Annotated in this window: 20 protein-coding genes, 1 tRNA gene and 1 riboswitch; of the genes, 3 read left to right on the top strand and 18 right to left on the bottom strand. The window is 48.2% G+C overall.

Annotated elements, in window-relative coordinates:
* Nucleotides 1-40 precede the first annotated feature (40 nt).
* From acpS to I8U21_RS13610, 3 genes are read right to left on the bottom strand one after another with little or no spacing between them, the layout of a single operon-like run.
* Nucleotides 41-421 (bottom strand): holo-ACP synthase, encoded by a 381-nt coding sequence (gene acpS, locus I8U21_RS13620; RefSeq protein WP_181732760.1) that lies wholly within the window; start codon nt 419-421, stop codon nt 41-43.
* The gene (locus tag I8U21_RS13615) at nt 422-1,519 is read right to left on the bottom strand and encodes an ABC transporter permease (protein ID WP_181732761.1); all 1,098 of its coding nucleotides are present in this window, start codon (nt 1,517-1,519) and stop codon (nt 422-424) included.
* On the bottom strand, nt 1,516-2,430 hold the full coding sequence (locus I8U21_RS13610; RefSeq protein WP_181732762.1) for an ABC transporter ATP-binding protein: 915 nt from the start codon (nt 2,428-2,430) through the stop codon (nt 1,516-1,518). Before I8U21_RS13610 ends, I8U21_RS13615 begins: the two co-directional genes overlap by 4 nt.
* 156 nt (nt 2,431-2,586) lie before the next feature.
* Here I8U21_RS13610 and I8U21_RS13605 point away from each other — a divergent pair, with 156 nt between their 5' ends.
* Together I8U21_RS13605 and I8U21_RS13600 are read left to right on the top strand one after the other, a co-directional pair.
* A complete protein-coding gene (locus tag I8U21_RS13605; protein WP_181732763.1) occupies nt 2,587-2,874 on the top strand; it encodes an antibiotic biosynthesis monooxygenase family protein in 288 nt (95 codons plus the stop codon).
* A 14-nt stretch (nt 2,875-2,888) separates the two neighbouring features.
* Complete coding sequence (locus I8U21_RS13600) at nt 2,889-3,341, top strand: DUF2269 family protein (protein ID WP_181732764.1); 453 nt, start codon at nt 2,889-2,891, stop codon at nt 3,339-3,341.
* 42 nt (nt 3,342-3,383) lie between these two features.
* Here I8U21_RS13600 and I8U21_RS13595 read toward each other — a convergent pair whose 3' ends face one another.
* Entirely contained in the window at nt 3,384-4,838 is a 1,455-nt protein-coding gene (locus tag I8U21_RS13595; RefSeq protein WP_198054104.1) for an amino acid permease, read from the bottom strand.
* Nucleotides 4,839-4,939: 101 nt separating this feature from the next.
* Nucleotides 4,940-5,135: riboswitch (Lysine riboswitch) on the bottom strand.
* Nucleotides 5,136-5,320: 185 nt separating this feature from the next.
* Between I8U21_RS13595 and I8U21_RS13590 the strand changes: the two genes are divergently transcribed.
* Nucleotides 5,321-5,917, top strand: a complete 597-nt coding sequence (locus I8U21_RS13590) for a LysE family translocator (RefSeq protein WP_198054103.1) — start codon at nt 5,321-5,323, stop codon at nt 5,915-5,917.
* Nucleotides 5,918-5,929: 12 nt separating this feature from the next.
* Here I8U21_RS13590 and I8U21_RS13585 read toward each other — a convergent pair whose 3' ends face one another.
* The 14 genes from I8U21_RS13585 to I8U21_RS13520 form a co-directional block, all read right to left on the bottom strand.
* Complete coding sequence (locus tag I8U21_RS13585; protein ID WP_037997117.1) at nt 5,930-6,454, bottom strand: hypothetical protein; 525 nt, start codon at nt 6,452-6,454, stop codon at nt 5,930-5,932.
* A gap of 35 nt (nt 6,455-6,489) precedes the next feature.
* The gene (locus tag I8U21_RS13580; protein WP_131470890.1) at nt 6,490-6,720 is read right to left on the bottom strand and encodes a DUF5957 family protein; all 231 of its coding nucleotides are present in this window, start codon (nt 6,718-6,720) and stop codon (nt 6,490-6,492) included.
* A gap of 172 nt (nt 6,721-6,892) precedes the next feature.
* Entirely contained in the window at nt 6,893-7,978 is a 1,086-nt protein-coding gene (locus I8U21_RS13575) for a sensor histidine kinase (protein ID WP_181732768.1), read from the bottom strand.
* Complete coding sequence (locus tag I8U21_RS13570) at nt 7,978-8,685, bottom strand: response regulator transcription factor (protein ID WP_181732780.1); 708 nt, start codon at nt 8,683-8,685, stop codon at nt 7,978-7,980. The genes I8U21_RS13575 and I8U21_RS13570 overlap by 1 nt, the downstream gene beginning before the upstream one ends.
* Nucleotides 8,686-8,767: 82 nt before the next feature.
* On the bottom strand, nt 8,768-10,000 hold the full coding sequence (locus tag I8U21_RS13565) for an MFS transporter (protein ID WP_198054102.1): 1,233 nt from the start codon (nt 9,998-10,000) through the stop codon (nt 8,768-8,770).
* Nucleotides 10,001-10,034: 34 nt separating this feature from the next.
* Nucleotides 10,035-11,606 (bottom strand): Vga family ABC-F type ribosomal protection protein, encoded by a 1,572-nt coding sequence (locus tag I8U21_RS13560; protein WP_198054101.1) that lies wholly within the window; start codon nt 11,604-11,606, stop codon nt 10,035-10,037.
* A gap of 380 nt (nt 11,607-11,986) precedes the next feature.
* On the bottom strand, nt 11,987-12,616 hold the full coding sequence (locus tag I8U21_RS13555) for a Vat family streptogramin A O-acetyltransferase (protein ID WP_198054130.1): 630 nt from the start codon (nt 12,614-12,616) through the stop codon (nt 11,987-11,989).
* 33 nt (nt 12,617-12,649) lie between these two features.
* On the bottom strand, nt 12,650-13,540 hold the full coding sequence (locus I8U21_RS13550) for a Vgb family protein (protein WP_198054129.1): 891 nt from the start codon (nt 13,538-13,540) through the stop codon (nt 12,650-12,652).
* Nucleotides 13,541-13,955: 415 nt separating this feature from the next.
* Nucleotides 13,956-15,782, bottom strand: a complete 1,827-nt coding sequence (glmS, locus tag I8U21_RS13545) for a glutamine--fructose-6-phosphate transaminase (isomerizing) (RefSeq protein WP_198054100.1) — start codon at nt 15,780-15,782, stop codon at nt 13,956-13,958.
* Between the two features lie 759 nt (nt 15,783-16,541).
* On the bottom strand, nt 16,542-17,882 hold the full coding sequence (glmM, locus tag I8U21_RS13540; protein ID WP_198054099.1) for a phosphoglucosamine mutase: 1,341 nt from the start codon (nt 17,880-17,882) through the stop codon (nt 16,542-16,544).
* A gap of 29 nt (nt 17,883-17,911) precedes the next feature.
* On the bottom strand, nt 17,912-19,117 hold the full coding sequence (locus tag I8U21_RS13535) for a CdaR family protein (protein WP_181732773.1): 1,206 nt from the start codon (nt 19,115-19,117) through the stop codon (nt 17,912-17,914).
* Nucleotides 19,110-19,940 carry a diadenylate cyclase CdaA gene (gene cdaA, locus I8U21_RS13530; protein ID WP_181732774.1) on the bottom strand — a complete coding sequence of 277 codons (831 nt, stop codon included), beginning with the start codon at nt 19,938-19,940 and terminating at the stop codon, nt 19,110-19,112. The genes I8U21_RS13535 and cdaA overlap by 8 nt, the downstream gene beginning before the upstream one ends.
* Before the next feature lie 301 nt (nt 19,941-20,241).
* A complete protein-coding gene (gene rocF / locus I8U21_RS13525; RefSeq protein WP_198054098.1) occupies nt 20,242-21,144 on the bottom strand; it encodes an arginase in 903 nt (300 codons plus the stop codon).
* 596 nt (nt 21,145-21,740) lie between these two features.
* A tRNA-Gly gene (locus I8U21_RS13520) sits at nt 21,741-21,815 on the bottom strand.
* Nucleotides 21,816-21,839: the final 24 nt, after the last annotated feature.

Genomic DNA, 21,839 nt, shown 5'->3' with positions numbered 1-21,839 from the left:
TTTGTCCCTCCTAACCGCGTTATATATGTATGTCCACCATTTATGAGTTATGATCGATTTCAATCACCGCCATCGCCATGGCATAATGTTCGCTGTGAGAAATGGACAGATGGATGGAAACCGCACCGGTTCCGTACAATGCCTGAAGCACCCGGGGCGAAACGGTCACCACCGGTTTTCCCTGCGCATTGTTTAAAACTTCGATATCCTGAAATGAACATGTTTTTCCAATGCCGGACCCCATCGCTTTGGATACGGCCTCCTTGGCCGCAAACCTTCCGGCGACATATTCCAAACGGCGTACGGGAGATTCGGGCAAAGCGGCCTGTTCGTCCGGTGTCAGGATCCGCTTTGCCAACCGTGAAATCACTTTTTCCACTCGGTTCAGTTCAATCAAGTCCGTTCCGATTCCGGCAATCATTCACTTCACATCCCATTGAAAAGTCCATGCCGCGATGGCAAACGATCCTGCCGCCCAGGCAAGCAGGATGGAGACGGGAACCATCAACTGGCCGAGGGCCAAACCGTCATTCATCACACCGCGCAAAGCATCCGTCAAATGCACGATGGGAATCACCTGTACCACCGACTGAAGAATCCCCGGCAAATCCCGGACCGGAAAAAAGATGCCTCCCACAAAGATCATCGGAAACGAGATCAGACCGGCGATGGGAGCTGCACTTTCCGGGGTTTTGGACAAACTGGCCACAATAAAGCCCATCGACATAAATGTCAGTGTCCCGAGAAAGATCAATAAAATCAAAGTGCCCCACGATCCGTACACATGAACATCAAACAGAAAGAAAGCCACCAGCAAGACCACGATCACCTGGACGGCATTTAACAAAATCCGGGCCGTCATTTGCCCTGCGATAAAAGTGGAACTTTTCAGCGGCGTCCCCTGCATCCGGCGCAAAATCCCGCGCTCCCTCCAGGACGCGATCGTGGCGGCGACGCCGTTTAAATTGTTGCTCATCATCATTAAAGACAAAATGCCCGGCACCAAAAAATCAATATACGACAGCGTCCGGCTTTGGATGGATACCACATCCGTCAAAATGACCGGTTGAAAGCGGGTCTTTTCTTTGTTCATGGCATCCACTGTTTGGTCCACAAGCATCCGGGCCATGCCGGCTTTGGTTTTGTTCACCGGATCCATGTAGATCAACACTTTTTTCGCGCTTTGTTTGGTTTGGTAAGCTTGTTCAAATCCTTTTTCAATTTTCACCACAAAATCGATATCCCCCGATTTCAACTTCTTCATCAGTTCCGCTTCGGACCCGGATGCAGGTTTGACGGCTTCCTGCCGGAACAAATTTTGCTTCCATTCTTCGGACAGTGCCGATTGATCCAGATCCACCACTCCGGCTCTCAAAGAAATTTGGGAACCCCCGTCCCCTAGAAACAACCCCAGGCCCAGCATCATCAAAACCGGCAAAAAAAAGGACCAGATCACGGTGTTTTTGTTGCGGAAAAACAAAAGAAGCTGCGCCCTCACCAACTGCCAATATGCTTTCATTCCCCTCTCAACCTCTCTCCCGTTTTATGGAGAAACACATCCTCCAGCGTTGCGCTTCTTGTGCGAAGCCCGGTTAACGGAATCCAATGGCGGCTTGCCCATGGAATCAGCTCTTGCAGGGTTTGGGATAAATCATTGGTGTGGATGGACACAATTTCATTTTCTTCCCGGCTGACTTCCATCACCCCCGGCAATTCAGACAATTCTTGATCCAAACCGGAGTCCGGCAGCACAAATTCAATCCGGCTTTGAAAATCCAACCCGCGAATCAATCCGTGAGGAGAATCCACCTCCAGCAACCGGCCTTGACTCATGATCGCCACCTGATCACACAGGACTTCCGCTTCTTCCATGTAATGGGTTGATAAAACAATGGTCCTTCCTTCATCGCGAAGCTGAAAAATAAGATCCCACAAACGCCGTCTGGCCTGGGGATCCAGTCCCGTCGTGGGTTCATCCAAAAAAATCACTTTGGGATCATGCACCACCGCAATCGCAATCGCCAGTTTTTGCCGTTGCCCTCCGGACAGATGTTTCACCTGTGTTTTTTCCTTTTCTTGAAGATCAAAGGATCGCAAAAGTTCCTGAACCGGACGGGCTTTCGGGTAAAAACCGGCATACAGCTCCAGGCTTTCCCGGACGGTCAAATGCTCAAACAATGCGGTGGACTGCAGTTGCACTCCGATGATTTGCTTCAACTGATCCCGGTCTCTGACCGCATCCACCCCGGCAATTTCAATGCTTCCCTCATCGGGATTCCTTAATCCTTCCATCATTTCCATGGTGGTTGTTTTTCCGGCACCATTGGGGCCCAGCAATCCAAAAATGTGATGTTCTTTCACTGTAAAAGAAATTCCCTTGACAACCACCTGATCCCCGTATTTTTTCGTTAAGTTTTTAACCTTGATCAATTCCCATCACTTCTGTTTCGTTTTTTATTTCAGTATACACTTTCCGGTCTCTCTTAAAAATGGGGTCCGTTCCTCTTGATTCTTTTTGATTATGGGAAGGAGAATGGTATATACTATAAATGAATGACTCATTTTGCCCCGGGAAGGAGGACCTGTATGTATCTGGTCAACAATCATATCAAGATACAATCCGAAGAGCATCTGAAGCATTTGAAGGAAGGTTTCAGCCGGGCTCCTGAATCCATGAAACAAGTACCGGGTTTTGTCTCTTTCCGTCTGCTTCTGTCTGAAGATGAATCGCATGTCGTTGCCGAAACCGTCTTTGCTTCCAAAGAGGATTTTATAAATTGGATCCAAAGCGAACATTTTGAAAGAGCACACGGTGGGCGCAAAGGGGATGTCGAACGGCAGGAACTGTCCGCTTATCATATCATCGTGAAATGAAAGGGGTTTAACCAGTGACTGCCTACGGTATCATCAAATTTTTACATATCGCCTTTGTTGCTGCTTGGTTTGGCGGAGCCTCACTGATGGCCATGTTTTTAAGGGATGCCATCCGCACCGGCGAGACGGGACGGATGGATCATGCGTTGAATCGCGCCCAACGCTGGAATCTGACCATGTTTATCCCCATCTCTGTCATTGTTCTCCTGACGGGGATCTACATGATGCTGCAATTCGCCGGGGACAAGCCGCTGTGGCTGTTGGTGAAAGAACGTTTTGGAAGTTTGTTTATCCTTGCGTTCATTCTCGTCATTGTCTTGTACGGCCGCAAGGCATTGGCAAAAGTCCAATCTGACGGTATCGAAAAAGAACAAGTGATCGGAACCGTCAAACGCTATATCATGCTGCTGAATATTTCGGTTTTGTGCATGGCGGTTTTGATATTCTTTGCATCGGTCAAACTCTGATGACCCAAAAAAACCTGCTGACCAAAGTCAGCAGGTTTTTTCTTACTCCTGATCCGGTTCCAGTTGACAAGATTCAAGCGGAACCATTTTTGTTTTCTTTTTCCATTTGAAACCGAGCCACAGGCAGATGAAGATCGGCAGGCCGATATAGGAGACCACCAGCCGGTACCAGTCGAAGGCTTCTCCCGTGAAAGCCTGATAATCTTGTCCCAGGATCACCACCAAACACAGGAAGAAAGCAAACAACGGCCCAAACGGGAACAACCTCGCCCGGTAAGGAAGAACATCCAGGCTTTTTCCCTGGGCAGCAAAAGCGCGGCGGAACCGGTAATGGCTGATCGCAATGCCGAGCCAAGCCAAAAATCCGGACAACCCCGAAGCATTGAGCAACCAGATGTAAATGGTTCCGTCACCGACCAGCGACGCCAAAAATGCAAACGCCCCGACCAGTGCCGTCAACAGCAATGCATAAACCGGCACTCCACGCCGGTTCACTTTGCTGAACACTTTCGGCGCTTTTCCTTCTCTCGCCAACTGCCACAACATCCGGGTGGAAGCATACATGCCGGAATTTCCCGCGGAAAGGACCGCCGTCAGAATCACCGCATTCATCACCGAAGCGGCAAAGGCAAAACCGGCCCGTTCAAACACCATGGTAAACGGGCTTTTGGCCACCTGGTCCACATCGCCGCCCGCCAGATTCGGATGGGTGTAAGGCAAAATCAAACCGATCACAAGGATGGTCAACGTATAAAAAAGCAAAATCCTCCAGAAAATCTGCCGGACCGCCTTCGGGATGTTTTTGCCGGGATTTTCACTTTCACCCGCTGCAATCCCGACCAACTCCGTTCCCTGGAATGAAAAACCTGCAATCATAAACACGCCGACGGTGGCCATCCATCCGCCGTGAAATGGTGCGTCACCGATGGTAAAATTCTTGAAGCCGATCGGTTCGCCTCCCATGATGCCGAGAATCATCAAAAATCCGATAACCAAAAAGATGATGACGGTCGATACCTTGATGAAAGAGAACCAATATTCTGACTCTCCGTATCCTTTGACGGAAAGAAGATTCAATCCCAGCATCAATGCCAGGAAAATGGCGCTCCAAATCACGCCCGGCACATCCGGGAACCAATATTTCATAATCAACGCACCGGCAGACAATTCGACTGCAATGGTAATGGCCCAGTTATACCAATAATTCCATCCTATCGCAAATCCCAATGCCGGATCCACAAACCGGCTTGCATACGTGCTGAAAGAACCGGACACCGGCATGTACGCAGCCATTTCCCCCAAGCTGGTCATCAAGAAGTAAACCATCATGCCGATCGCCATATAAGCAACCAGCGCACCCCCCGGGCCGGCTTCCTGAATCGCCGCTCCGCTGGCGAGAAAGATCCCGGTCCCGATGGATCCGCCAATGGCGATCATCGACATATGCCTGGACTTCAATCCTTTTTTTAATTGTCGGTCATCACTTGAATTGGACATAAAAAAGTATCTCTCCCTTTCTTAAGCCGAGGTCCGGCAGGAAAAAACAAAAAAACCGTCACTTCTGGATGGGACGGTATGATGAAACCCACACCAAACCCCCGCAAGATAGCGCACCACGTTTGTCTGGGCAAGAACAAACGTGACAGTGCTGACCCTGTTTGGAATCAGCCCCAGCTTGTCCGCCTGGAGCAAGCGAACAAACTTCGGCGACTTTTCCTTTCCCTTGCAGTCATCAAACGAAACTCCAAATTCTCGTGCAAAGTACTGATAAAAGCCGCAACCTCTACCTCACCGAGAGAAATCGATGAGGGTAAATATGCACTTGTAACTTATTCTTAGTATAAATGAAAACATATGGATTTACAATGGTAATTCCTTCAATCCCTGTTCCGTCCCGACATACCGGATCCATTTTGTTGTTGTTTTTTTCCAAGACAAGCATAGATATAGTGACAAGTTGTCATAAAGGAGTCGTATGCATGGAAACGTGGATGGGCTATTTTATATTGGGATTTGCTTTGTCCACCCCAATCGGACCGGTCAACATCGAGATGATCCGGCAAGGGATTTCAAGCGGTTTTTATCCTTCCTGGCTGGTCGGCTTGGGAGATGTGATCTCCAACCTGTTGATTGTCGGCATCATTCTTTACGGCTTTTCCAGCGGCATTGTGGATTTGTCGTATTTGGCGTTCATAGCGGTCGCGGGCGGGGCTTACCTGATTTATTTGGGGACGTCGAATCCGAAAACCAAGTTGTCCATTTCGTCGTGGCCCCGGCCTGTCCATCTTCTTGCCAAGGGATTTGTCCTTGGGTTCATCAATCCCATGGATTTTCTCTCCTGGTCCGGTGTGTACAGCACCATTCATCAGCGGCCTTTGTCGTTTCTGATCACGGCTTTTACTTATCTGATGATCGGTTGCGGAATGTGGAATCTCCTCTTATCTTTGTCGGTCAGTTGGTGCCGGCCTTACATCAAGCCGGCCTTTATCCAGGGATTTAAACTGATTTCCGGACTCATTCTTTGCGGCTACGGCATTTTTTTGGCTTGGTTCGGCTTCAAAATGCTTGTTCAATAATCCTTTCCGGAATCACCGGTTTTCACGTTTTGCTTTTCTTTTAATCTTCCCGAATGGTTTGTAATAGGTGACCAGGGTCATCATGACCATCGCCGCCACATTGAAGATGGCGCCCAAAGTCAAGGAAATGCTGGTCCGATGGAAAGAGGCATTTTCTAAAGCTGCCAAATGATATTTCTCCGCGGTCTCGATCAAAAAAGACAACCCGTCACTCAGAAACAGGATACCGAGCAAAATAATGAGGAAAGTCGTTACCAACTTGATTAACACCCAGTAATGCTTCGTCAATCCCCAATGGGTCCAGACCGACAGCATCAGGCCGGTGATCAGGACCACCATGGCCGGATATTTGATCAGCGTGCCATCAATCATGTGCATACTTGAAAGTGTGTAATAAAGCTGTTCCCCATTTTCCGCGTTTCCCATGTAAATCCCCAGGATCAACATTCCCAACGTTCCGCCAAACCATGCCATGGCCCCCAGCACATGTATGGAAACCAATAAATGCTTTTTTCTCATATTTAACCGGTAACCCATCAAAATATCCTCCTTTCTGCTCTATTCCTCCAACTTCACCTGTTTTCCACCGATCCATTCCCGGATGAATGGCGATGTTTCCATTGGCGCCAATCGATCACGGGAACGGCAACCGCGCCCGCCAACGCACACAGATAGGGAAGAAACGGAATTCCAAACGGCTTGAAAAAGAATTGGAAACTGAAAATGCCGATGACGCTGGACAACAAAACGCCGATGATAAATCCGCCCAAAATCCCCGTGACAGCGGCAATCATGATTCTCATCCCCTTTTCCCTCCTTCCGGTCATGACATCAAAGCGGTGCAAGCAATGCATGAAAAACACCCGATCCTTTTAAAACCTATTGATTCTTTTGGCGGTGCCTTTCTTTCAACCGCTCCAAACGCAGTTTAACAGACCAAAATAAACACCACACAAACGCAATCTTAACAGCACCTTAATTTTTATACGGAAACCAAAGAGTGATCCGGGTGCCTTCATTCTGCTTGCTTTCCACTTGGATGAAGCCCTGCATCCTCTCGATGAATTGCTTGGCAATCACCATGCCGAGCCCGGAACCCAACGCGGACCGGTCGGTGGGGGTTCCCCGGTAATAGCGGTCGAACAAATGTTGAATGGTTTTCCGGTCCATTCCCTTGCCATGATCCTGAATCACGATCAAAAGCTTGTCTTCTTTCAATTCGGTTGTCACCTGAATGGTTGTTTCCGGGGGATTATGCCGAATGGCATTCATGACGAGGTTTTCCAGTGCCCTTTTGAGCAAATGTTCGTCAAACGTCCACCGGATCTCCCTGGCCGGGGATTTGAATCGGATATCATACCGGTCCGCCAGGGGATGTTTTTTAAGATCGGCCAAAACCCGTTCCAAAAAGGTAACCAGGTTTAAGGTGCGCTCATTCAAGGGAATTTGGCGTTCTTCCAATTGGTAAACGATGCTCAAATCTTGGATCAATTGCTCAATATGGATCGATTTTTCCTCAATGATCCGGCTGAACTCTTTCACTTCTGCTTCTTCCCAGGTATGATCCGAGCGGAGCATCGCCGCATACCCTTTGATGTAAGATAAAGGGGTTTTCAAATCATGGGCGATGCCGGAAGCCCAGTTTCTCCTCGATTCTTCAAGCGCTTGACGCTCCTTTTCGACGGAATGAAGCCGTTCGGTCAAATTGCCCAGTTTCGATTCCAATTCCAAAAACACCCCGAACTTCCGGGCGGCCAGATTTGGAAAATCCGGCTTTTGAAATTTCCCTTCGGAAAGGTTCTCAATCCATTGGATCAGAAAAAAGAGCGGCTTGCTGATTTTCCTCCCCAAAAAGATCCCGATCATCATAAAAATCACGACAAAGGAACATAAATACAAGCCGATCAGCAGAGGGACACGGGTTCCCACCGGGATCTGAAGAAGCTTGTGAATCAGCAGGACAACAACCGGAACCACCGTCAACCCTGAAAGCAAAAGAACGCCTCCGACAGCCAGCAAAATCGCCACAAACTGGAGGGATATTTTGTATTTGAGGTCCATCACCGTCTCTCCTTATCTGATACCGCGAGCATATATCCCAATCCCCTGATGTTTTTTAAATACACCGGGTGCTTCGGGTCCTTTTCGATTTTTTGCCGCAACCGCCTGATATGCACCATGACGGTGTTTTCCTTTCCCACTGTCGGATAATCCCCCCATACGTGCTCATAAAGGCTGTCCACACTGAACACCTGATTGGGATGCTCACACAAGAATTTCAGCAACTCAAATTCCTTCGCCGGGCATTTCACTTCTTTCCCGTCCACCACCAATTTCGCCTGGTCCATGTACAACACAAAATGATCGGTGCGAAATTCGCGAAGCCGGGAATTCAGGCGTCTTTGCCGGTGTAAAATCGCTTTGATCCGGGCAACCACTTCCAAGGGATTAAACGGTTTGGTGATATAATCGTCCGCTCCCATGGAAAAACCGGTCAATTTATCCATATCCGCCGTGCGGGCCGTCAAAAAAAGGATGGGAACGTCGGTCATTTCCCGGATTTGCCGGCACAGCCGGAAGCCGTCTGTATCCGGCAGCATCACATCCAGCAAAATCAAGTCCACCGGGTTGTTTCTGATTTTCTCCAACGCTTCTTCGCCGGAGGTGGCCTCAAGGATCCTTTCGAATCCTTCTTTTTCCAGCAGCCGTCTCATCATTTGAATGATGCCGGTCTCATCATCCACCATCAACAGCGTCTCCCTCATCATTTTTCCCCTTTCTTCTTCATTCATGAAAACAAACCCCCTGAAGCGGCGCTTCCCCTTCAAGGGGTTTGGACGCAAGATGAAATCAAGCCGGTTTCCCCGCTTTTAACAGCACTTTGTTCTTTCCCAAAAACATGGCCAGCATGCACATCAACAAGCCCGTGCCGGCCAAAATCCATTCAATTTCGATCCAATCGGCAACCGGTCCGAAAACAAGGATCCCAACCGGCATCATGGAAGTGGAGATCATACTGAATACCCCAAACACCCTTCCTGTATAATTTTCCTCAATCTTTTCCTGCAACAAGACTGTTGTCGGCGTATTGAAAAAGGGCATGTCCACCCCGAATAAACCCATGACCAACAAGTAAATCCAAAAGTCGGGAACCAATCCCAGTGCCAAAGTGCAAATCCCCATGATAAAGCCGGAGAGAGCCATCGTATGGACTTTATTGCCTAAGCCTCCCCATAAGGCGATCAAACCTCCCCCTGCCATCATCCCGACGGAAAAAGTGATTTCAATGGCCGTCAACCGCCACACATCATCCCCAAAACTCCGGGTCACCTGCAGCGGGGTTAAAAACGAAGCCGGGGCAATCAACACAAAGAATACAGCGAAGTACGAAAAGAAGCTCTTTAAAAAAGCATGTTTTTTAATATACGCGATCCCTTCGGTGACATCGCTGTAATAAGTGGTTTTCTGTTTTTCGGACGCCTTTTGGTGAACCGGAATGTGAACCCATGCCAGCATGATGAAAACCGCAACGGCGGCCGTGAGAACATCCACAAAGAAAACCGCTTCAATGGAGGCCATGGTGATGAGTGCCGCACTCACCATGGGGGAAACCAGCATGATCAATGACTGGAGGCTTCCGTTGATTCCATTCACCTTCGTCAGATGATCCTTCGGAACCAATTGCGGCAATACCGCGCCAACAGTGGGAGTTTGAAAGCCCGTCCCGATTGCGCGGACAGCGGAGATGACAAAAAGCAGCCAAACCGCATCATATCCCGCAAGAAACAAAATGGCGAGGATCAACGTGGCCAAGGCAATCATGGCATCCGACCCGATGATCAACATTTTGCGGTTGAAACGGTCTGCCCACACCCCGGCAACCGGCGAGAGAAGAAAAGTGGGAACAAAACCGCAAAGAATATAGATGGTCATCATCACACCGGACCGGGTATCCAAGGTGATATACCACAGGATGGCATATTGCACGAGCGATGAGCCAAACAGGGAAATGGTCTGGCTGGTTAAAAAAAGGACAATCTCCCGTTTCCATTGTTCTTTCCTCTGTTCATGGATAAAATTCATTCGGTTTCACGCCCTTTTCTTTTTGCTGAACGTTTTAATCTGTTTCCAATTTCTTTTTTTCTGCCAGCAGCCTTTGAAATTCCTTTTCCAGCTCTTCGGAAGGCTCCACGCTCAGCCGGCTGAGCACCTCGGATATTTTGGTTTCAAGCAACAGCCGCCGGTCCTCCCCGGCATCCCTCTCCTTTTTCCGCCCGGACTGCCGGTTCTTTTCATCCGGCCGGTCCAAAAAACGAATTTCCCGGTTTTTGATCTCCAGGATCCGGGTTGCCAGCTTTTTCACAAAACGCCGGTCGTGGGTGACAAAGATGACCGTGCCTTCGTACTCTTGAAGGAGGGATTCCAAAGCCTCCACTGCTTCAATATCCAAGAAGTTCGTCGGTTCGTCCAAAACGAGGGTGTTGATGTCACTGACAAATACTTTGGCCAATGCCACTTTGACCCGTTCCCCGCCGCTTAACACTTCCACTTTTTTATAAACATCGTCCCTCCGGAAATGCAACCGGGCAAGCACAGTGCGGATCAACGTCTCATCCTGCTTGGAAGTGGAACGGACATTTTCCAAAATCGATTCTTTCAGATCCAGAATGTTGAGATTCTGGCTGAAATAACCGATTTTCACAGACGGTGAAACCGTGATTCCCTCATCCTGGCGGATGATCTTTTGGATCAGCGTGGTTTTTCCGGCACCGTTCGGTCCGGTGACGGCTATCTTCTCCCCTCCGCGCACATCAAAACGCGCCGGCTTCCACAAAAGCTTGTTGCCCGCCATCCCGGAAACATCCAGCACCCGGATCACCACTCTTCCCTTCATGGCTTCCTGGTGGGGCAAACTCATCTTGACCGGCGTGATTTCTCTCGGTTTTTCCACCTTCTCCAGTTTTTCCAGACGGGTTTCCATGGCTTTTTTGGCTTTTTCCAATTTCTTTTGTTTTTTGGCAAAGTAGGGTTTGGCCTTCTTCGCTTCAATCCGGTTGGCGTTTTTCGGTATTTTGGTCGCTCTCTGCGCTTTTTGTTCTTTCATTCGCAGCGCTTCTTCCAATTGCCTTTTCTTCTTGGCATATTTTTCGTATGCCTGGATCTGTTGTGCTCTTTCCAATTCCTTTTGACGGACGTAATCCGAATAATTTCCTTTAAAGGTTTTGATCTTGCCTTCATCAATCTCCCAAATGGTCGTACAAAGTGTATCCAGGAACTCCCGGTCATGGGAAACGACCACAAAGGCCCCCGGCCAGTTTTTCAGCTTCTTTTCCAACCATTCGATATGCCCGGTGTCCAAATGAGTGGTCGGCTCATCCAAAAACAAAATCTCCGGATCCTTCCCCAAGGCTTGCAAAAGATATTCCTGGGCCAATTCACCGCCACTTTTGGTTGAATCCTGCCGTTTGATCTGCGGCAAAAATTCAACCGTGGCCCGGCTGATCACTTGGCCTTGATCCGGAATGAGCTGACCCGTCAACGTCTTGAGCAACGTGGTTTTTCCACTGCCATTTTTGCCGACCAAACCGATCCGGTCCCGGTGATCAATGATCAACCTTTTCACGTCAAACAACAAACGGTCTTTGACATACAGCTTCAAATCACGCGCTTCCAGCAACATTTGTATCATCTCCGTACCTGTTGTATTTTTTGGGAGACGAAAAAAGCCTCCCATCTTTTTAAGAATAGGAGGCATAAATAAGGCACGGGTGTACAGACCGTCAACAGACAAAAGATCCATACCACCGGATTCACTTGTTATCAAAAACGGGTGATGCCAATCCTATTCTTAAAAGACACATTGAAGGCAGCACAAAGAAGCAGACTTCCCCTCTGCCAAAAAATCCTTCAATCCATCTGCTTTCAAAAATAGGATTAGCACTTCATCGTCCCGATGTTCACCCTTCCGTACATATGATTTAACAGCATAATAAACCAGAAAGAGAAGATTTGTCAAATGATAAGACGCGATTCGCATCCGGTTTTCTCAAAAAACACCCGTTTTCTCCTTTAGCTCCGTCTGTGCCTTTTTAATCTTTCAATTTCTCCGTTGATGATAAACTCCAGATTTTGATGAATCTCTTCCACATCCCAGTCCCACCATCTGATTTCCAGCCAGTCCCTGATCACTTCATCAGGATAGCGTTTTTTAATCAACTTTGCCGGGTTTCCTCCAACAACGCAATACGGGGACACATCCTTTGTCACAACCGACCGGGCGGCAATGATGGCTCCATCCCCGATGGTCACTCCGGGCAGGATCGTGGCATCCCGTCCGATCCAGACATCATTTCCGACTTTTGTATCCCCTTTGAGCGGCAACGCTTCCAAAGATGGAACGTGTTGTTCCCACCCGTTGCCAAACAGATGAAAAGGAAAAGTGGAACCATCCATCCGGTGGTTGGAGCCATTCATGAGAAACGTCGTTCCGGGACCGATGGAACAAAACTTTCCGATGATCAACCGGTCCCCGATTGCTTCATAATGATATAAAACCTGATCCTCGAAGGATTCGCCATGTTTACTGTCATAATAAGAATATTCCCCCGCAATGATGTTTTTTCTTGTGATCGAAGGTTTGATGAATTGAAGCTTTTGGTTTCCCGGGACCGGAAACCGGTTTTGCGGATCGGGTCCCATCTGTCGGTGCAAAGGCAACAGCCTCACCTCGTTTCATTCGTTTTGTGTCAATTTGCCGATTTTCCCGCATTCCAGGGCAAACCACACCGTTTTCCCATCCCCGCTTGCAATGCCGTGCGGTTCGGCATGAGGGGTTGTCAAGTTGTATATTTCAAAGGCTTGATTGCTTTTTATCCTTCCGATCTGATTCGATCCCCACAGTGTCAACCACAATTCATGGCCGGCTCCGGTCATGATGGCATGAGGCCGGGCGTTTTTCACCGGAATTTCATATTCCGTGATATCGCCGGAAGGGGTGATTCTCCCCACCTTGTTTCCGTTGATCTCCACAAACCACAAAGCATCATCGTTTCCCTGGGTGATCCCGACAAGCGCTGATTGAGGCGTGGGAATTTCAAACTCCGTGATTTCGCCGCTTAACGTGATTCTCCCGATGCAATTGGCTTGGTTTTCCGTGAACCAGAGTGCTTTGCCCGGCCCCGTTGTGATCATCGATGGGAAAGCCCCTTTGCGGGGCAATGCATATTCCACAAAGGTGCCATCTTTTGAAAGATGCCCGATCCGGTTTCCGTTGATTTCGGTAAACCATATTTTTTGATCGGGTCCTTCGGCAATCCCGAACGGGGCGGAATCCGGATGAGGCAAGGGATACTCGATCATTTCCCCGTCCCTGGTCAACCTCCCGATTTGATTTGCGGCATTTTCCGTAAACCAGACTTCACCGTCTGACGAAACGGTTATACATAACACTTTTGCACCCGGTGTCGGCACAGGATATTCCTTAATGGTTCCGTCCGGGCTCAGGCAACCGATCTGATTGGCTTCATGCTCTGTAAACCAGACCTCCCCACGGTCCGAAACGGCCATGCCGTAAGGTCCCGTGTTTGGATCGGACAGTGTGATTTCTTGCAGTTGGTATTTCATCTTCTTTTTTCTTTCCATCACAAAAACAACCTCCCGTCTCATTCTTCCGAGACAGGAGGTCATGTTATGCATAAACAACAGCTGCAGTCTATTTGCCTGAATTCAGACACACGGATGCATGCCAAAAAATGCACATTTCATTCATCCTGCCTCAGAAGAATCCGTCGTTCTGTTCATTCGCATGACTGATTTTTCTCCGGAGTCAGGATAAATAGATCATGTGCATACATTCTTCCTTTCCGTTGTTGGATGTCTTCCTTTAAACTTATCTGATTTTTTGCGCTCCGTCAACTTCCGGATCGGTTCAAACCGCTTTCCGCATCACCAATCATTTATAAAAACAAAAAACCTCTTGCGGTTGATGGCAACCGAAGAGGTTTTTTCACAAATGATCTTTGTTCCGTTCATTTTTTCTTTATTCCACCGTCACGCTTTTTGCCAGATTCCGCGGTTTATCCACATCGAAGCCGCGCTCCAGACATGCATAGTAGGCGAACAATTGCAGCGGGATGACCGTCAATACCGGAGCCAAAAGATCCAGTGTCGACGGGATGTGGATCACTTCATCCACGGATTTGATCATCTCCGTGTCGCCTTCCCCGGCAAACCCGAGAACATAAGCGCCACGGGCTTTCACTTCCTGGATGTTGCTGATCATTTTTTCATAAACACTGCCCTGGGTGGCCAGCGCAATGACCGGGATGTTTTCTTCAATCAAAGCCAAGGTGCCGTGTTTCAATTCGCCGGCCGCATAAGCTTCGGAATGAATGTAGGAAATCTCTTTTAATTTGAGCGAACCTTCCAAAGCAACGGCATAATCCAAGCCGCGTCCCAGGAAGAAGAGATGTTCATGGCTGGCGATGTCCCGGGCAAATTGTTCAACCACATCGGTTTGGCCGAGTACCTGCTCTGCTTTTTCCGGCAATTCTTCCAGGTGACGGATGATTTCCGCCAGTTCTTCCCGGCTTTTTCCGCCACGAACCTGAGCCAAATAAATTCCCAGCATATAAATGGCAATCAATTGCGAAGTATAAGCTTTGGTGGAAGCCACCGCGATTTCCGGTCCGGCCCAGGTAATGATCACATCATCGGCTTCCCGGGAAACGCTGGATCCAACCACGTTCGTAATGGCAAGAACCCGGGCGCCGTGCTTTTTCGCTTCCCTGAGGGCAGCCAGCGTATCGGCGGTTTCCCCGGATTGGCTGATCACGACAACCAACGTTTTTTCGGTAATGAGCGGATTACGATACCGGTATTCGGACGCCACATCCACTTCGACCGGAATCCGTGCGAGATCTTCCAACACATATTTCCCGACTAGTCCGGCGTGATAAGCCGTTCCGCAAGCCACGAAGTGAATTTTTTCGATCTCTTGGATTTGTTCTTTGGTCAGCTTCACTTCATTGGATAAATCCACTTCCCCGTCTTTCAGACGACCGGACAACGTGTCGCGAATCGCTTTGGGTTGTTCGTGGATTTCTTTCAGCATGAAGTGGTCATAGCCGCCTTTTTCCGCTGTTTCAATGTCCCATTTGACATTCATGACTTCCCGTTCCACAGGCGTCCCGTCCACTTTCATCAGGGTCACCTGGTTTTCTTTCAGGACAGCCATTTCCCCGTCTTCCAGAATGTACACATCGCGGGTGTGTTGCAAAATCGCCGGGATATCGGAAGCAATAAAGTTTTCCGATTCGCCGACCCCGACAATCAGAGGGCTTGCCTGGCGCACAGCCACCAATTTATCCGGCTCCAATTCGCTGATAATTCCCAAGGCATAGGCCCCTTCCAAGCGGGCCACCACGTCCCGCACGGTGGAAACCAAGTCGCCGTTCCACATGTCAGCCAGCAGTTTGGCTACCACTTCCGAGTCCGTTTCGGATTCAAAGGTGAATCCTTTGGCGATCAATTCTTCTTTCAGTTCAATGTAGTTTTCGATAATCCCGTTATGAACCACCGCAAAACGACCTGTTTGGTCCGTATGGGGATGGGAGTTTTGGTCTGAAGGCTTTCCGTGTGTCGCCCACCGGGTATGTCCGATTCCCAACGTCCCCGGCAGGGATTGGGCACGGAGTTTTTCTTCGAGATTGGTCAGCCGTCCTTCGGTTTTTTGCACACCGATCGTTTCCCCGTTGTAAACCGCCAGACCAGCCGAATCATATCCGCGATATTCCAATTTGCTCAAACCTTCAAGCAACAGATTTTGAGCCTCTTTGGAGCCAATATATCCAACAATTCCGCACATATGTGAATACCCCCTGAAATTCGCAGAAACAATGACGAACCACGGGTATCCAAAGCCTGTTTGTCTTTGACCCGTTCATCATCATTTCCACGCTTTCTCTTTTTTTCTCTTTTTTGTTTTCGTCCGACCTCTCTTGGCATCATATCGCAACTTTTGTACAACGGGTCGCCCCGCTGTTTTGTGTCGCGATTCCTCGGCTTTGATGCGAAGCCGGGAGGTATCCGCCGATCACTCGATACTCCTCCTCCTCGTCAACTACAGATCCACGTCTCCTCTGCAGCCCAGGCGCTTTACAACAACCATATTCATTGAATAAGCCGCTCCCTCTTTCCGGACATCACCTCCTGAACGGATTCATTCATGAAAAAACACTCATGTATATGGTATTCAAAGATGTTCCGGATGTAAAGGGCGGGATAAAAATGATCCCACCAGCCAAACCCGTGATTTTTCAACCGTTGATCCCTCTTGAAAAGAAGGTTTTTAATAATTTGTGATGAAAAAATAATATATTTCTGAAATATTCAAAGCGGGGTTTCACTTGAAAAACATTCAAATAAAAGATGCGGAAAAAGATGAATCGCTATCAATTCACCACCGGGGCACTTTTGCCCGATTGGTTGGATGGACCGGCCATCTTGTTGGTGGCGGGAGCCGCCTTTGGTTTCTTTTATTCAATCACCGTGAATCATATTCACAATAAAAACCCTGTTTCTCTGATGAATAGGAAGAAACAGGGCTTCAGCTTACGATTATTTTTTAATTCAATTGGTTGCAGACTTCTTCCGCGATTTGATTCACATATTTTTGCAACAACTCTTCGTCCGGGCCTTCGGCCATCACACGGATCAGCGACTCGGTACCAGAGGGGCGCACCAATACCCGGCCTTCATTTCCCAAAGCTTTTTCCACGGATTCAATCGCAGAACGGATCGCATGGTTCTGGTCCCAGCCTTCTTTGGTTTTCACGGGGACATTGGTCAACAATTGGGGGTATTTGGTCATAATTTTGGTCAAATCCGACAAGGTTTGTCCTTTTTCCTTCACCACCCGCAAGAGTTGAACCGCTGTCAACATGCCGTCGCCGGTTGTGTTGTAATCGAGGAAAATAATGTGGCCGGATTGTTCACCGCCGAGATTAAAGCCGCCTTCTCTCATTTTTTCCATCACATAACGGTCGCCCACTTTGGTTTTTTCCGTGGCGATTCCCAATTTCTCCGCCGCTTTAAAGAAACCGATGTTGCTCATCACGGTGGTGACAATGGTATCTCCTTTTAAGGTGCCGTTTTCCTTCATATAGGCTCCGCAGATGGCCATGATTTGATCGCCGTCCACCACATTTCCTTTTTCGTCCACGGCAATCAACCGGTCCGCATCTCCGTCAAAAGCCAGCCCAAGGTGCGCTTGTTGTTTTAACACTTCTTCCTGCAAACGCTCCGGATGCGTCGAACCGCAATTCACATTGATGTTGACGCCGTCGGGATGGGCGAAAATGGTGGTGACATCCGCCCCCAGATCCCGTAGCAACATCGGTGCCAACTCATAAGCCGCTCCGTTGGCACAATCCACCACAATATGCATTCCACACAAATCGGTGTCTATGGTTTGTTTCAAATGTTCCAAATAGGTTTGCGCTGCATCGTGATGATCTGTAACACGACCGATTCCTTCTCCGACCGGGCGAGGCAGGTTGTCGTCTTCGCGATCCAATAACGCTTCAATCTCTGCTTCCGTTTCATCCGACAATTTGTAGCCGTCGGCTCCAAAAAATTTGATTCCATTATCTTCAAAGGGGTTATGGGATGCGGAAATCATCACTCCGGCATCCGCTTCAAAATGACGGGTCAAAAAGGCCACACCGGGGGTTGAGATGACACCCAACCGAAACACATCACATCCGATGGAAAGCATTCCGCTGATGAGCGCGGATTCCAACATTTCCCCTGACAAGCGTGTATCTCTTCCCACAACAATTTTCGGGCGCTTTTTTCCTTTGGTCAGCACATAGGCTCCGTAACGTCCGAGGCGGAAGGCTAATTCAGGTGTTAACCCTTGATTCGCTACTCCCCGTACTCCATCGGTTCCAAAATATTTACCCATGTTTTCTCCTCCTCAATCATCAAGAACCATTATTCGCTGTCACGAATCCTGATCTTTGCCTTTAAATTGTTCTGTTCGGCCACTTGGATAAAGTCAGGCAAAATAAACCGGATTGGTACTTCATGAATTCCTTCCGACAAACCTGAAATATCAATGACCGCTTTGATGTCCGATTGATTGAGCCCCGTCAAGTTTTTCGGTGCCCCTGAAAGAGTGATATTCATGTTTCCTCCGGAGGGTGAGAGAATATCAATTTTTTGTTTCTCTTCCTGCCCCGTCACGGTAAGCGGAACATCTTCCAACGTCTTTTCCTTGGCAGAAACCATTTTAACATAAATCTCTATCTCCTTGGGCTCCACTTTGATCGCGCCTTCACGGATTGGAATTGGCACGGTCCGTTTGAAATCTTTCCGGGCATTGCTCAAGTCCAACTCCGGACCAATGTAATATTGAAGGTTTTCAAGATATTCATTAAAACCGTAAACCGTCACTTGATCCTGGCTGGCCCGAATGCTTTCCACCGCGTAACCCGCGGGCGGCGGCTCTTTCACATCAATCAAAAGCGGAACCTGTTTGTTGGGAATGCTGATGGGCACTTCCACCGTAACGACGCTTGGCGAGATCTCCACTTGTTGAATCAACCCATTGTCACCATACGCCTGTAGCCGGACAACTTTTTTAAGTGTTTGAGTTTGTCCCGACAAATACACAACGGCCTTCACCGCTTTTACCTGGTCCAAACGGCTTTCGGTTCCCCGGACCAACACCCGTTGGGGGGTGACAACCGGTTTATTGATATGTAAACCGTCCGGAACGTTGCCAATCACATCCGCTTGCACCGTCATTTCTTTCTGCACTTTCTGTTTTAAAGTCACAGAAACCCGTTCCGGCTTTACTTTTCCTTTGACGCCAAGGGGCAATCCTTCGATCTGTACGGGAAGACGGTGTTCCCCTTCCCCCACTTCATTTGCATCCACAAACAATCGGTAAGTTCCCGGGACGTTTTCCAACGCCCGCTTGTCTCCGTATAACTGCAATTCCACTTTGGGAGGATGCCCTGTCAGTTCAAATTGTTCCTTGTCGTATTTTACCTGAACCGTCACATCCCGAATGGTCATGCTTTCCTTGACTGAAAAGGAAGAAAAGGAATGATCGGTCACGGTCAGCCACAACATGACGGCCAGCAATAAGGAAACAATGCGCAACACCAAATCATTTTCCAGCCATTTATTCATCTTTCTCCTTCCCCTCTTCCTTTTCCTTACGCATCCAGAAGACGGTTGAGAACTTTTCCGGGGGTTTCAGCAATTCGTATAAACGCGACACCAATTCGTCCTCGCTCAAATTCCGCTCCAATTCTCCTTGATAAGCCAGAGAGATTTGCCCGGTTTCTTCGGATGCGATCACAACCACGGCATCGGTCACTTCGCTTAACCCGATTCCCGCCCGGTGCCTGGTGCCCAAATCTTTGCTGATGTAGGGATTTTCGCTAAGCGGCAAATAACACCCGGCCGCCATCACGGATTCTTCCCGGATAATCACCGCCCCGTCATGAAGCGGTGCTTTCGGAATAAAAATATTTTTGAGCAACTCCGCACTCAGCCGGGCTTCCAGAACGGTTCCGGTTTCAATGTAATCAGACAAGCCGGTATCCTTTTCGATCACAATCAATGCACCAATTTTTTGTTTTGCGAGTTGAACAACGGCTTTGGTCACTTCACTGACAATTTTGGTTGCGATTTGGTCTTCCACCTGACTGCTTCTCCCAAAAAAATAGCCTCGTCCCAGTTGTTCCAACGCCCTGCGCAACTCCGGCTGAAAAATCACGATGACGGCAATGAGTCCCACGGAAAAGAAATTTTCAATAAAAAACTCCAACGTTTTCAGTTCAAATTCATTACTGATCAGCCAAATGACCAGTAATACGGTGATTCCTTTCAATAATTGAACAGCCCGGGTTCCCCGCATCAATTTCAGCAAATGATAAATCACATAACTGACAATCAGAATGTCTACAACATCACTCAGATAATTTTTTACCTCAGCCAATGACTGCATCAAGCCCCTCCATTTAAACCATTCGTTCGGTAGATCATCTCTTTTTATTTTTTCGTAAACGGAAAAAAATATTATTCCGGATCCCGTTTTTTCAAATCCCTGTTTCCGCTGCTCAGGTATTTTGACGGATGACTCCTTCCCGTTTCACCATTAATATAACACTTCCTGTCCGGCAACCCAAATCAAAGGGGTTCTTCCAACCCTTTCCTCCCCTGCCGTCATTCTCAGGCGGTGCGATGCCACGAAAAAAGCTGCAACCCGGACAGGTCACAGCTTTTTTCTATCTGAAGCATAATATCTATCATAAAATCTTTTGCCCAAAAGCAGACCCCATCAACGCAACGGCCACTTTGGCAGTCTGATTCTCCCGGTCAAGAATGGGATTGACCTCCACAAACTCGGCAGAAGTTAAAATATCCGCTTCGGCCAACATTTCCATGGCCAAATGACTTTCACGATAGGTCAAACCACCTTGCACCGGAGTCCCGACTCCGGGGGCATCTTTCGGATCGAGTCCGTCCAAATCAAGACTCAAGTGAACCCCGTCGGTTCCGTTCGATACAATGTGGATGGCTTCTTCCATCACTCCGGCCATTCCAATGCGGTCGATTTCATGCATTGTAAAAACTTTGATTCCCAATTCTTTGATCAATTCACGCTCCCCCGGATCCAACGAGCGTGCCCCGATAATCACCACGTTCTCAGGGGATACTTTTGGTGCAAAACCCCCGATATTGACAAGATCAGGATGTCCGATTCCCAGGCTGACAGCAAGCGGCATCCCATGAATGTTTCCGGAAGGCGAAGTTTCGCCTGTATTCAAGTCCCCATGAGCGTCATACCAAATCACGCCCATTTTTTCAAAGTGCCTTGCCGCACCAGCCACGGTTCCGATCGCAATACTGTGGTCTCCTCCAAGAACCACAGGAAAACGCTTTCGTTTCATGACATCAAAAACAGCATCCGCCAAATTTTCACACGCCTGGCGAACTTCATTTAAATACTTCAGCTTCGGATCTCCCTGATGCCGGGACTCGGGCGTCGGAATCGACAAATCGCCCAGATCTTCCACATCATATCCCAAAGATTCCAACAATGACTGCGCAGATGCATAACGAATCGCACTGGGGCCCATATCCACACCGCGACGTCCTTGCCCCAAATCCATTGGCATGCCGATAAATGTTATGGACTTTTGCTTCATTGAAACATAACCCCTTTGTGTTCTATATCATCGACAACGCTATTTTAACACACCCTGAAAAATGAAACAAAAAAATATTGCAACAAATGAAAATGTATTGTATAATTATTCATTTTCATATTTTATATAATCACTTTTACCACTTGTTATAGTGTGGACGAATGAACACAAATCTATGCCAAACCCCAAGCAAACAGGCAAAAAAACAACCATGACCGCGATCATGGTTCATAATGGATGCCTTATCCCATTCTCATAAAAAAAGACATTTCATTCATCTTTTTCATACACTTTTTTAAGATCAATTTTTTGTTATGATTCATCTTTTGTTATGATCAATTTTTTTATGGATCGACGACGCTTCAATAACTCTTCGCAGTTCAAAACCGTCATGCATCGTTGGGGAACGTTCCAAACAGCAGCACCGTTTCGATAAGAAGATGAGAAGTGGCGGAGCATTCGGAGATGAGATTACCTGTATGAGCAGCAAACGGATCGTTTCCATAAAGAGAATCCCATAAAAAAACACCCGGATTCTAAACACAAAAAATAAAAAAACCTTCATTGTATCATCTTACAATGAAGGTTTTTCAGTCTGGAGCGGAAGACGGGATTCGAACCCGCGACCCTCGCCTTGGCAAGGCGATGCTCTACCCCTGAGCCACTTCCGCATTATATTGGTGAGCCATGAAGGA

Origin of the sequence: Thermoactinomyces sp. CICC 23799, from assembly GCF_016055145.1 — a bacterium.
GTDB classification, from domain to species: domain Bacteria; phylum Bacillota; class Bacilli; order Thermoactinomycetales; family Thermoactinomycetaceae; genus Thermoactinomyces; species Thermoactinomyces intermedius.
Note: the sequence above shows the minus strand (reverse complement) of the source record. Positions and strands in the feature narration are given on the sequence as shown.